Source organism: Duganella sp. CY15W (assembly GCF_009857555.1).
Taxonomy (GTDB): Bacteria; Pseudomonadota; Gammaproteobacteria; order Burkholderiales; family Burkholderiaceae_D; genus Rugamonas; species Rugamonas sacchari.
In genome coordinates this window covers 1776259-1787613 of sequence record NZ_WWCQ01000001.1, presented here as the reverse complement: position 1 = coordinate 1787613, position 11355 = coordinate 1776259, and the positions used below count along the sequence as shown (strand labels likewise).

At 60.3% G+C, this 11355-nt stretch carries 11 protein-coding genes; 7 read left to right on the top strand and 4 right to left on the bottom strand.

The features are described from left to right. The 6 genes from GTP58_RS07905 (at position 1) to GTP58_RS07880 (ending at position 4841) form a co-directional block, all read left to right on the top strand. On the top strand, positions 1–948 hold the full coding sequence (locus tag GTP58_RS07905; protein WP_161076933.1) for an alpha-E domain-containing protein: 948 nt from the start codon (positions 1–3) through the stop codon (positions 946–948). A gap of 15 nt (positions 949–963) precedes the next feature. Next, entirely contained in the window at positions 964–1767 is an 804-nt protein-coding gene (locus GTP58_RS07900) for a transglutaminase family protein (RefSeq protein WP_161076932.1), read from the top strand. Between the two features lie 40 nt (positions 1768–1807). After that, a complete protein-coding gene (locus GTP58_RS07895; RefSeq protein ID WP_161076931.1) occupies positions 1808–2680 on the top strand; it encodes a proteasome-type protease in 873 nt (290 codons plus the stop codon). 34 nt (positions 2681–2714) lie between these two features. Beyond that, complete coding sequence (locus tag GTP58_RS07890) at positions 2715–3137, top strand: Hpt domain-containing protein (RefSeq protein ID WP_229215459.1); 423 nt, start codon at positions 2715–2717, stop codon at positions 3135–3137. A 369-nt stretch (positions 3138–3506) separates the two neighbouring features. Continuing rightward, the gene (locus GTP58_RS07885) at positions 3507–3929 is read left to right on the top strand and encodes a hypothetical protein (protein ID WP_161076930.1); all 423 of its coding nucleotides are present in this window, start codon (positions 3507–3509) and stop codon (positions 3927–3929) included. Between the two features lie 9 nt (positions 3930–3938). Then, on the top strand, positions 3939–4841 hold the full coding sequence (locus GTP58_RS07880; RefSeq protein WP_161076929.1) for a LysR family transcriptional regulator: 903 nt from the start codon (positions 3939–3941) through the stop codon (positions 4839–4841). Here the strand turns inward: GTP58_RS07880 and GTP58_RS07875 are convergent. Both GTP58_RS07875 and GTP58_RS07870 read right to left on the bottom strand, forming a co-directional pair. Next, complete coding sequence (locus tag GTP58_RS07875) at positions 4835–5902, bottom strand: SDR family oxidoreductase (RefSeq protein ID WP_161076928.1); 1068 nt, start codon at positions 5900–5902, stop codon at positions 4835–4837. The genes GTP58_RS07880 and GTP58_RS07875 overlap by 7 nt on opposite strands. Continuing rightward, positions 5902–7182, bottom strand: a complete 1281-nt coding sequence (locus GTP58_RS07870; protein ID WP_161076927.1) for a nucleotide sugar dehydrogenase — start codon at positions 7180–7182, stop codon at positions 5902–5904. Before GTP58_RS07870 ends, GTP58_RS07875 begins: the two co-directional genes overlap by 1 nt. 131 nt (positions 7183–7313) lie before the next feature. Here GTP58_RS07870 and prsT point away from each other — a divergent pair, with 131 nt between their 5' ends. Next, on the top strand, positions 7314–9863 hold the full coding sequence (gene prsT / locus GTP58_RS07865; protein WP_161076926.1) for an XrtA/PEP-CTERM system TPR-repeat protein PrsT: 2550 nt from the start codon (positions 7314–7316) through the stop codon (positions 9861–9863). Here prsT and GTP58_RS07860 read toward each other — a convergent pair. Then, positions 9841–10602, bottom strand: a complete 762-nt coding sequence (locus GTP58_RS07860; RefSeq protein ID WP_373924710.1) for a long-chain N-acyl amino acid synthase — start codon at positions 10600–10602, stop codon at positions 9841–9843. The two genes, prsT and GTP58_RS07860, sit on opposite strands and share 23 nt — an antisense overlap. A 78-nt stretch (positions 10603–10680) precedes the next feature. Continuing rightward, complete coding sequence (locus GTP58_RS07855; protein WP_161076925.1) at positions 10681–11274, bottom strand: XrtA/PEP-CTERM system exopolysaccharide export protein; 594 nt, start codon at positions 11272–11274, stop codon at positions 10681–10683. Positions 11275–11355 lie beyond the last annotated feature (81 nt).

Sequence of the window (11355 nt, the reverse complement as noted above, 5' to 3'; positions counted from 1 at the left end):
ATGCTGAGCCGCACTGCCGACCATTTGTTCTGGATGGCGCGCTACACCGAACGCGCTGAAAATACCGCCCGCATGCTGGATGTGAACGTGCAAACCTCGATGCTGCCGCAATCGGTGCAGGAGCAGACGCAGGGCTGGCGTGCCCTGCTCGGCATCTCCGAGCTGCAATACGCGTTCGATCAGCAATACCAGTCGCTCGAAGGACGCGAGGTGATCGACTTCATGGTGCGCGATCCCGGTAACTCGTCGTCGATTGTTGCCTGCCTGACGCAGGCGCGGGAGAACGCGCGCGCTGTCCGCGGCACGCTGACCACCGAAGTCTGGGAGATCCAGAACCAGACTTGGCTGGACATGCAGCGCCGGCTGCAAACGGATTTGCTGGAAACCGATCCCAGCAAGTTCTTCGAATGGGTCAAGTACCGCTCCCACCTGTCGCGCGGCGTCACGCTGGGCACCATGTTGCGCGATGAGGCGGTGCATTTCATCCGCTTGGGCACTTTTCTTGAACGTGCCGACAACACGGCGCGCATCCTGGACGTCAAATACCACAGCGGCGCGCCGGAGAGCGGCGAAAGCATGAGCCAGCGCGACTTTTACTACTGGGGCGCGATGCTGCGCTCGGTTTCCGGCTTCGAAATCTATCGCAAGGTCTACCGCGATGTCATCACGCCGGCCCGCATCGCCGAGCTGCTGATGCTGCGCCCTGACATGCCGCGCTCGCTGCTGGCGTGCATGGACGAAGTGGTGCAGAACCTGCACGAGGTGCGGAATGATGTATCGGCCGATACCGAGCGCTTTGCCGGACGTCTGCGCGCGGAGCTTCAATTCGGCAAGATCGAGGACATCCTGGCCGAGGGCCTGCACGATACCCTGACCCGCTTCCTGGCGGATATTTACGAACTGGGCAACCGCGTCAGCCGCGATTTCCTGGTGCCGCTGGCGGCATAAGCGAAAGGCCCTTCCATGCAACTGACCATCCGGCATGAAACACGCTACACCTACAGTTTGCCGCTGGCCTACACCATCCAGCAGCTGCATCTGACGCCGCGTATTGAACCGCAGCAGCATGTGCTGTCCTGGCAGCTGTCGGCGCCGGGCCATCTGCACGCCTATACCGACGCCTACGGCAATCTGTCGCACATGATGACCATGGAGACGCCGCATCAGACGCTGTCGATCGTGGCCACGGGCGTGGTGGAAACCACGGCGCCCGAGCGCGGGCGTGTGCCGGCCGGCGATACGCAATCGCCGCTGATCTTTACCGTGCCGACACGTCTGACCGCCGCCACGCCCGGCATCCAGGAGCTGGCAGCGTCCTGCCTGCCGGACGGCCAGGCGATGACGCGGGATCTGATGTCGCTGGCCGAGCACATCTTTGGTGCAGTCCGGTATCAAAGCGGTGCGACGGCGGTGTCCACTACGGCCAGCGACGCGCTCGCCCTGGGCCAGGGGGTGTGCCAGGACCATGCCCATTTATTCCTGGCCTGCTGCCACGCGCACGGGATTCCGGCGCGCTATGTGTCCGGCTATATCGATCCAGGCAATACCGGCCATGCTGCCAGCCATGCCTGGGTGGATGCCTGGGCCGATGACAAGGGGTATGCGGGCTGGGTCAGCATCGACGTCACCCATGCGCGCCTGATGTCCGATGCCTATTGCCGCCTCGCCATAGGCCGCGATTACGACGGCGCTGCACCTGTGCGCGGCGTGCGGCGCGGCGGCGGTACCGAGTCGCTGAGTGTGGACGTACAGATCGTGCCGCAATGAGCCGGATAACCTCGATTAACCATCTTAAAACTGTGCGACGATGACTTATTGTGTGGGCATGCGCCTGAATGCCGGGCTGGTATTTTTATCCGATTCGCGTACCAATGCTGGTGTGGACCAGGTCGGCACGTTCCGCAAGCTGAGCGTGTTTGAAATACCCGGCGAGCGCCTGATGGTGATGATGACGGCGGGGAATCTGTCGATCTCGCAATCGATACGCCAGTTGGTGGCAGAGCTCAAAACCGACGATGGCCATAGCATCTGGACCGCGCCGAATCTGTATGAGGCGGCGCGCATCCTGGGCCAGGCGGTGCGCCAGGTGCATGCGCGCGATGCGCAGGCGCTGTCGGAGTTCGGGATTGAGTTCAACGTCAGCATGATCTTCGGCGGCCAGATCAAGGGCGAGCGCTGCCGGCTGTTCCAGATTTATTCGGCCGGAAACTTCATTGAGGCGCGTGACGAGAACACCTATTTCCAGATCGGAGAAGCCAAGTATGGCAAACCGATCATCGACCGCGTGGTCACACCAGCCACCTCGCTTGATGACGCGGCCAAGTGTGCGCTGATTTCCATGGATTCAACGCTGCGCTCGAATGTGTCGGTCGGCCTGCCGCTGGACCTGCTGGTATATGAGAGCGATCAGCTGGCGCTGACCCATTTTGTAACAATTGATGACCGTAATGCGTACTTCCAGATGATACGCAACACCTGGGGCCAGCAGTTGAAGAGCGTCTTTGAGGGGCTGGATGCACCGGTCTGGAATGCGGCGCCCGGCATCGCGGACAATGTGTTGCATGCGGCCAACACCGTCAATCAGCCTGTACGTGTGACACCACCGGGCGGGACGGTGCCGGCGAGCGCGCATGGGCCGTTGCAAACTTTGTCGCAACAATTTCACGACGGGCAACAGTAATTGGGGTGGCGCCACCAAGGCGTATGATAGGATAATGACAACCCTGTCCCCGGAGTACCGCATGACCGACGCCATTCCATCCAATTCCGCAGAAAGCATCTTTTCGGTCGATATGTTGTTGAAATATATGGGGAATGACGATAAGGCGCTGGCTGTGGTGTCGAAAATCGTCCGCGACGCTGTCGCACCCCGCATGGCGCCGATTGAGCTGGCGGCGACGGCCTTGCGTGAGCAGCGCCTGGCCGATGCGGGCAAAATCCTGCACACGCTGCGCGGTTCCATCGGTACGCTGGGCGCCAAGCGCCTGGTGACGGCCTCGCTGTCATTGGAAAAGGCGATTGCCGAACAACATACCGAGCTCATCCCTCCCTTGCTGACCACGCTTGAATCCGAGTATCAATTGGTATTACGCAATGCTGATGACTGGCTGCAACGTAATATGCCTCAGGGCGTGTAGTACCCACCTCTATCATTCACGATTTATGAAGCCCTGTTTTTGCTGCATTGCACAGCAGGAGCAGGCTGCGCATGGTTATTTTGGCCATTAACGAATGGTTACAATTGTTACCCCCATTCGCCATCTGAGAACGGGCGGTAGAAATTCTTCATGCTAATATCGCCAGCAACTGAAGTCTGGGTCGGCAAGCTTGTCAAATGTCAGAGCGTGCGCCACGGTTTGCAGCGACTTTGTAGAATGCTGCGTCTTGGATTGCATTTTGCATGCTATTGCGTAATCGACAATTTGCCCAGGCGCAAGTATAATGGTGCAGCGCATCGTGGCCCATCGGTGACCGGTGGCCAAGCTTTAATCAAGGATGTTAAATTTATGGAATTATTCAACAAGTCTGGTGTATTGGTATCTTCGGTGCTGGTGCTCATCGGTGCACTCATCGCCTGCCAGGCTCAGGAAGACGCAATTCCATCGTCATCGGTGATTGAAGCTGCTGCCATGCAAATCGGCCCTAACGGCCAACCAGCTGCCGAACGCCGCCTGCAGGAGTGGGCCGATCAAGGGTCGCCAGTGGCCCAGCGCGAGCTGGCGCTGCGCTACCTGTCCAATCCCTCCAAGCGCCGGGAAGCCATGGCCCTGTTTGAACGTGCTGCCAGTGCGGGCGATGCCCAGGCTGCCGTCGGCCTGGTCGGTATGGCCCACGAAACCGGTGTCGCCAGTTCCGGCAGCGCCGGGACAACGCTGAACACCAGCCGCGTCCTCAAGGAAGCGGCTACCGCCAATTATGTAGCGCACTAAGAGCCCGGCATGGACCGGCTACGCGCACTGGAAGTGTTCGTGGAAGTCGTCAAGCGCGACGGCTTTGCCCGCGCCGCCGAGGCGCTGGACACCTCTCCTGCCAATGTCACCCGCTATATCAGCGACCTGGAAGCCCATCTCCAGACCCGCTTGCTGAACCGCAGCTCGCGCAAGATGTCGCTGACGTCCAGCGGCGAAGCGTTGTTTGAGCGCGCCAAATCCATTCTTGATGATGTCGCCGAGGCGGAAGCGATCGTTTCGTCCGCCACCATGCAGCCGCACGGTGTGTTGCGCATCAATGCACCGCTGAGTTTTGGCGTGCTGCATCTGGCGCCGCTGTGGGCCAGGTTCATGCGGCTGTATCCCGAAGTGCAACTGGATGTGTCTTTGATTGACCGCGTGGTTGACATCGTCGAGGAAGGCTATGACATGGCGGTGCGTATCTCGCGCGCCGGTTCGGCGTCCAACGTGGCGCGCAAGCTGGCAACCTCGCGCAACGTGCTGTGCGCGTCACCGGATTACATCCAGCAGCACGGCATGCCGCAAACCCCGTCCGACCTGCTGCGTCACACCTGCATAGGCTATAGCTACGCCGCCAGCGCCGATGAATGGCAGATGCTGGACGCCAGCGGCCAGCCGCATGCGGTGAAGGTGCGCTGCGCGATGCACACCAACAACGGCGATACCGCGCGCGCCGCCGCCCTGGGCGGCCTGGGCGTTATCTGGCAACCGACTTTCCTGGTCGGCGATGACTTGCGCGCCGGCAGGCTGCAGCGTGTGATGCCCGACTATCAGATGCCGGATATGGATGTGCTGGCGGTCTACCCCAGCCGCCGCCACTTGAGCGCCAAGGTACGGGTGATGATCGATTTCCTGGTGCAGGAACTGGCGGGCACGCCCTGGGATCAGTGATGGGTGGCGAGGTGTCGCTCGTACCAGTGCAAGAACTGCCTGAGCCCACGCCGCAAATCATGCGTGGGCGCGTAGCCGAGTAGCTCCGTCGCCTTGGAAATATCCGCCTGCGAATGCTGCACATCTCCTGCGCGGAAGGGACCGTAGCTTGGCTGATAGTCGTGCAAATGGGGGTAACGATCCACCAACAGTTCGTGCAGCAGCAGATACAGATTGTTCAGGCTGGTCCGGGTGTTCAACGCCACGTTATACACCTGATTGACGGCGCCGGATGTGCCGGTCAGCGCAGCCAGCAGATTGGCCTGAACGACGTTGGCGACATAGCAAAAATCCCGGCTGGTTTCTCCATCGCCGTTGATGACCAGCGGACGCTGCTCTATCATGGCCCGCACCCACTGCGGTATGACTGCTGCATAGGCTCCGAGTGCATCCTGGCGTGGGCCGAATACGTTGAAGTAACGCAGCCCGATCGTTTCCAGCCCATAGCAGCGCGCATACACGCCGGCATACAGCTCGTTGACGTGCTTGGTCAGTGCGTAGGGCGACAAGGCCGCGCCGATGTGCTGCTCCTGCTTCGGCAATCCCGGATGATCGCCATACGTGGCGCTGGATGCCGCGTAGATCAGACGCTTGACCCCTGCCATGCGCGCCGCGTCAAGCACCTGCAAATACCCTGTGATGTTGATTTCGTTGTACAGCAAGGGCTTGGTCAGCGAGCGCGTCACGGAACCGAGCGCGGCCTGATGGAGCACGTAATCAGCATGGTCACACGCCTGACGGCAAACGGCAAGATCGCGGATATCGCCTTCGATCAACTCGAAATGGCGCCATGCCTTGTCGCCAACCAGGTCCCGCACCTGATCCAGATTGTGCCGGTAGCCGGTCAGGAAGTTATCGACACCGACCACGTGCTGTCCCAGTTCCAGCAGCGCCTGCAGCAGGTTGGAGCCGATGAAGCCGGCCACTCCCGTGATAACCCAACGATGCTGCGCCTGCCCCAACTGCTCGCGGACGATCTGGTAAGTGCTCGTGGTGGGCGTACCGTTTTCGTAGTCGCTCATCACAACCTCCACACGCTGAGTCCGCCCTGACGCAACGCCTGCGCATCAAACTGGGATTTGAGGTCGATGAAGCAGCCGCTGGGCGCTACCTTGTCCAGCATCTGGCCCAGCGGGCGCTCAATCAGCTGTTTGTGGGCGACCGCGCTGATCAAGGCTTCGGCGCACGGTAGTTCGTCCCAGTGACGCAGGCGGATGCCATACTCGTGCATGGCTTCGTCGGCATCGGCCACCGGGTCGTGCACATGGACTTGCAAACCATAGGATTCCAGCTCGCGGATCAGGTCCGCTACTTTGGAATTGCGCAGGTCCGGACAGTTTTCCTTGAAGGTCAGCCCCAGCACATTGACGCGGCAACCACGCAGCTTGAAGCCGGCGCGGACCATTTCCTTGACGGTTTTTTCAGCCACAAACTTGGCCATGCCATCATTGATGCGCCGCCCCGCCAGAATGACATCGGGATGATAGCCAAGCATGACGGCTTTATGGGTCAGATAATAGGGATCAACGCCGATGCAATGCCCGCCCACCAGCCCGGGACGGAACGGCAAGAAATTCCATTTGCTGCCGGCCGCCTGCAACACTTCCGCCGTATCGATGTCGAGCCGGTCAAAAATAATCGCCAGTTCGTTCATCAACGCGATGTTGAGGTCGCGCTGGGTGTTCTCGATGACCTTGGCCGCCTCCGCTACCTTGATGCAGGAGGCGCGATGCACGCCGGCAGTAACCACCTCTTCGTAGAGCGCGGCCACGCGGTCCAGCGTGGCTACATCATCCCCGGAAACCACCTTGCAGATGGTCGCCAGGCGATGCTCGGTATCGCCTGGATTGATGCGTTCCGGCGAAAAACCCACATGAAAGTCGCGCTGCCAGTGCAGGCCCGAGCATTGCTCGAGGACGGGAATGCAGACTTCTTCCGTGGCGCCGGGATAGACGGTGGACTCGTAAATGATCACCGCCCCCGGTTTCATATATCGCCCGACGGATTGGCTGGCGCCCAGCAAGGCGGAGAAATCCGGATTGTGCGCAGGGTCGACTGGAGTCGGTACGGCAATGATGATGTAGTCCGCTTCGGCAAGCGCGGCCGGATCGCAACCCACTTCCAGCCAGCGTGCGGCGGCAAACTGTGCGGCGCTGACCTCGCCGCTGGGATCGATGCCGCGGCGGTAGCTTGCCACTTTGCGCGCGGACAAATCCACGCCGATGGTACGGCGTTTGGCGCCAAAAGCAACGGCCAGCGACAAGCCCACATAACCCAGTCCGACAACGGCAACAACGTCCATTTGAGCCACCCCTTGAAAGAATGTTGAACCTGCGTCAACCGATTTTACGAAAGCCCATCGCTGCGCCGTTTGCGGCCGATCAACGAGTGCTGCGCCCATCGTTTTTACTCTAGGGTTTTCGGGAGATCCTCATGATGCTGATGCGAACTTGTCTGGTATTGGTGCTGCTGACTGGCTGCAGCCGTACGCACGGTGAAAACGAATTGTTGGCGGACGCGCGGCAATACGCTGCCCGCGGCGAGGCGCGATCAGCCATCATCCAGCTGAAAAATGTGTTGCAACGCGCGCCAGACAATGGCCAGGCACGCCTGATGCTGGGGCAGTTGTATCTGGATATCGGCGATATGCCCTCCGCCGACAAGGAATTGCGCCGGGCGCTGGCGTTAAAAGTGCCCCCGGCCGCCGTGTGGCCGCCGCTCGGCAAAGTATTGCTGCTGCAAGGACAGTATCAACGGCTGCTCGACGAACTACCGGCGGACGATCAACAAGCGGACTGGCTTGCGTTGCGCGGACATGCCCTGTTCGGCCTTCATCACGACGACGAGGCGCGCGCGGTCTTCACGCGTATCGCCGCGCAGCATGCAGGCACCGTCGCCGCCTTGCTCGGCCAGGCCCGGCTTGCGCTACAGGATGACAGGAAGGAAGACGCTCTGGCGCTGGTGCGCAAGGCAGTGGCCCAGCAAGGCAACGACGTTGAGGCGCTACGTTTGCTCGGCGATGTGCTGCGTTTGCTGGACAACAATGCCGAGGCGCTGACGGCCTACCAACGCATCCTGAAACTGCACCCGGCCCAGGTGCAAGCGCATGTGGACCTGGCCAGTTTATACATCCAGTCCGGCAAATTGGAGGAGGCACGCAAAGAACTCCAGATTGCGCGTCAGACAACCCCAAACAGCCTCATGCTGATCTACACGCAGGCCTTGCTGGAGTTCCGTGAAGGAAAAATGACGCAAGCCCAGGATCATCTGGCGCTGGTGCTACGCGCGGCACCGGACCACCTGCCCAGCAATTTGCTGATGGGGGCGGTATTGCGCAGCAAGAAAGCGTATGCGCAGGCGGAACAGCATCTGCGTAAATTTCTGCAGGCTTCTCCCGGCCATCCCTACGCCAGCAAACTGCTGGCCTCGGTACTGATCAATACCGGCACGCCGGCACAGGCGCTGGCCGTGGTTGAGCCGCTATTTGACAGCCAGCAGCGCGATCCGGAAATGATGGCGCTGGCCGGTGAGCTGTACATGCGGCTGCGCGAGTACGCCAAATCCGCCGATTATTTCGAGCGCGCCAGCAAGCTGTCGCCGCAGGCACCGATGCTGCATGCGGCATTGGGCATGAGTCATCTGGGGGAAGGCAATAACGATCTGGCGATTGCCGAGCTGGAGCAAGCGGCAGGGCTGGACAGCAAATCATCACGGATTGGCGCGTTGCTGGTGATGAGTCTGCTGCGCAGCCATCAATATGACAAAGCGCTGGCCGCAGTGCTGCGGCTGGAATCCCAGTATCCCGACAATCCCATGGTGCACAACCTCAAAGGCGGCGTGCTGCTCATGAAACGTAACACCACCAGCGCCCGCGCCAGCTTTGAGCGCGCTTTGCAACTGGATCCCCTCTTCTTGCCCGCAATGGATAACTTGACCACCATGGACATCAACACTAAAAAACCTGAGCAAGCACGTCAGCGCTTGGAAGCGGCGCTGGCCAAGGATAAGAGTAACGCGGATCTCATGCTGGCGCTTGCCAGTCTGGCCGCGACGCAGGGACGGCCAGACATCGTCAGGAACTGGCTGGAGCGCGCCACGCAAGCCAGACCGGAGGCGCTGGAACCCGCGCTCAGACTGGTGCAGTTCTATGCGCGGAGCAACGATACCGCCAAGGCGCTCATGCTGGGACAAAAGCTGTTGACCAGTTATCCCTCGCATGCGCAGCTGCTGACGCTGGTGGCAAGCTTGCAGTCCCGCAGCGGCCAGACGGAAGCTGCCCTGGATAGCTGGACTAAGCTGGCAAGTCTGCAACCAGAATCGCCTGACACCCTGTTGCAGCTTGCAGCGGCCCGCGACGCGGTACACGATCGCGACGGCGCCCGGGAAGCCTTGCGCAAGGCGGTCGCGTTATATATCAAGGCGTACGAAGCGCAGCCATCTCCGGTCACGGCGCAAGCGCTGTACAGCGCGCTCATTCAGGGCGGAGAGACTGCGGCAGCCGCCATCCATATGAAAAAATGGCTGGCCAGTCATGCGGGCGACCATGCATCCCGCCTCTATTACGCCAGCAGTCTGCTGGCAATGAAGGACTATCCCGCCAGCACCACACAATTCGAGCAAGTGCTGAAACAAGTGCCCGGCCATGCCGTCGCCTTGAATAATCTGGCCTGGCTGTATCAGCAACAGCGCGATCCGCGGGCGCTGGCGTACGCCGAGCAGGCGTATAAACTCGCGCCGGACAACCCGGCGATGAGCGATACATTGGCCTGGCTGCTGGTAGAACAGGGTCGGCTGGACCGCGCCTTACCCTTGCTCAAACAGGCGGTGGCGAAAGCGCCCACCAGCACGGAGCTGCGCTTTCACTATGGGGTGGCGCTGTCGAAGTCGGGTGACCAGCGCGCCGCGCGTGAACAGCTGGAGCCGCTGCTTGCCATCAAGGACTTCGATCATCGCGACGCCGTCAAGGCATTGCTGGCCCAATAATTCCATCCTTCATGAGACGCCCCGTAATACCGGGCTCATCCCCGGTAGGGAAGAAATATGGGTAGAAGGAGCGCACGTCGGCGCTCTGCTCCATGAGGCCGCCGTATTTGCGGATTTGCTCGCCCATATAATCCAGTTCCAGCCGCAGCAGCACGGCGGGCGCGCCCACCCTGGTACATTCGCGCTTGCCGCCGAAATCACGGAAGCCCAGCATACGCTTATAGAACATGACGTGACGTGGATTGACCTCGATCACGTAATCGGTATAACCGTGGATGTTGTGGGCATAGATGTAGGAAATGTGTATCAGCGCCGCGAATACGCGCTTGGAGACCCCCTTGTCGATGGCCAACTTGGATGGTTCGCATAGCCGCCGGCTGTCGGCGCGTAGCTGGTCCAGTTTGTCGCGGAAGTTTTCGTCGGCGGGCAGGCCGATTTCGGCATCGTCCAGGCACAGCGACATCGTTCCCACGGTTTCGCCGCCAGTTTCGGCAAACAGTGTGATTTTATTCGGCACATGGCTTGCCGCAGGATCGACCGAATAACCGCGCCAGCCATACATCTTCTTTAACAACAGGCTGGCGGCCTCGCGTCGTCCTTCAGAATTCGCCATACGGATATGAAAGGTTTGCTGATCCAAGGGATGATCCAGTGCGGCTTCGGCCTGGCCTTCGCCGACCACGAGGTCGCGCATTTCGCTGTTGACCTCAAATGAAACAATAGCGTCGTCGTATTGCACGGTTGGCTTCCTGTCGAGTAGTACATGACAGTCAGACCTCCCGCTCAGCTCGAAAGTTCCCGAAAAATTCGATTTTTTTCAGAACCAGCCTTCCGGGATCACCAGAATATCGCCGGGCAGCATTGCAACATTGGCGGAAATATCGCCGTCACGCAGCAAGTCTTTGAGCCGCACGGCAACGCTCTGGCGCTTGCCCTCTACCGTGCGGATGATGCTGGCCTTGTTCCCGGCAGCGAAATCGGTGATGCCGCCGACCGCAATCAGCACGTCCATCAGCGACATGCCCTGGCGGTAGGCCAGCGCCTGTGGCCTGGCGGCCTGACCGATCACGCGTATCTGTTGCGTGTAGGGGCCGACAAAGCTGGTCACAATCACGGTCACCACCGGCTGCTGTATGTATTTACTCAGCGCATTTTCGATATCGCGCGCCAGCGCCGTGGCGGTTTTCCCCGCCGCCTGCAAGTCCTCCACCAATGGCGTGGTAATTTTTCCGTCCGGCCGCACCGGGACACTCAGCGAAACTTCGGGATTGCGCCAGACATTGATGTTGACTACATCGCCAGCGCCGATCTGGTAGTCGGCCTGGACTGGCACCACGTCCGGCGCGTCCAGCGATACGTGATGGGCACAGCCGGTTGTCAGCAGCAGCAATAAAACAATCAAGGCACGCATGATGGTTCCTCCTCACTGCAATGATTGAGAAATCCTGCCAGACGCTGCTTGATCTGCCTCAACGACTGCCCAGTTGAGAAA

What these genes read in the sequence shown, in the direction of transcription:
- GTP58_RS07900 (WP_161076932.1), top strand. Translation starts at nt 964, where the DNA reads ATGCAACTGACCATCCGGCATGAAACACGCTACACCTACAGTTTGCCG.
- GTP58_RS07880 (WP_161076929.1), top strand. Translation starts at nt 3,939, where the DNA reads ATGGACCGGCTACGCGCACTGGAAGTGTTCGTGGAAGTCGTCAAGCGC.
- GTP58_RS07885 (WP_161076930.1), top strand. Translation starts at nt 3,507, where the DNA reads ATGGAATTATTCAACAAGTCTGGTGTATTGGTATCTTCGGTGCTGGTG.
- GTP58_RS07905 (WP_161076933.1), top strand. Translation starts at nt 1, where the DNA reads ATGCTGAGCCGCACTGCCGACCATTTGTTCTGGATGGCGCGCTACACC.
- GTP58_RS07895 (WP_161076931.1), top strand. Translation starts at nt 1,808, where the DNA reads ATGACTTATTGTGTGGGCATGCGCCTGAATGCCGGGCTGGTATTTTTA.
- GTP58_RS07875 (WP_161076928.1), bottom strand. Translation starts at nt 5,902, where the DNA reads ATGAGCGACTACGAAAACGGTACGCCCACCACGAGCACTTACCAGATC.
- GTP58_RS07890 (WP_229215459.1), top strand. Translation starts at nt 2,715, where the DNA reads ATGACAACCCTGTCCCCGGAGTACCGCATGACCGACGCCATTCCATCC.
- GTP58_RS07870 (WP_161076927.1), bottom strand. Translation starts at nt 7,182, where the DNA reads ATGGACGTTGTTGCCGTTGTCGGACTGGGTTATGTGGGCTTGTCGCTG.
- GTP58_RS07855 (WP_161076925.1), bottom strand. Translation starts at nt 11,274, where the DNA reads ATGCGTGCCTTGATTGTTTTATTGCTGCTGCTGACAACCGGCTGTGCC.
- prsT (WP_161076926.1), top strand. Translation starts at nt 7,314, where the DNA reads ATGATGCTGATGCGAACTTGTCTGGTATTGGTGCTGCTGACTGGCTGC.